The 254-nt window shown below is 58.3% G+C and carries 1 pseudogene; it reads left to right on the forward strand.

Going from position 1 to position 254, the window contains the following annotated elements:
* A pseudogene (locus AB4Y42_RS44730) lies at positions 1 to 83 on the forward strand (carboxymuconolactone decarboxylase family protein); the annotation flags it as partial.
* Positions 84 to 254 lie beyond the last annotated feature (171 nt).

Raw genomic sequence — 254 nt, forward strand, 5'->3', positions numbered from 1 at the left:
TGTATTCCCTGACGAATTTCTTCAATAACGTGTTCGATCCGGACATGCATTTCCCCGCTGTCACGCCGGCCGGTTCGATCTGAGCTCGAGACTGCGACGCCCATGACGTGGGTAACCCCGAGAGCGAGTTCTTGGGGGCACCATTCGCGGGGACGGTCAGCCAGTTTCGTTAAATGGCTGGCCGTCCCCGATCAAGGAAAAAGATGACCCTTCAGCATCCAGTCTTCACGCGCTGGCCAGCGCAACACCCCGAC

Origin of the sequence: Paraburkholderia sp. EG286B, from assembly GCF_040965655.1 — a bacterium.
GTDB lineage: Bacteria > Pseudomonadota > Gammaproteobacteria > Burkholderiales > Burkholderiaceae > Paraburkholderia.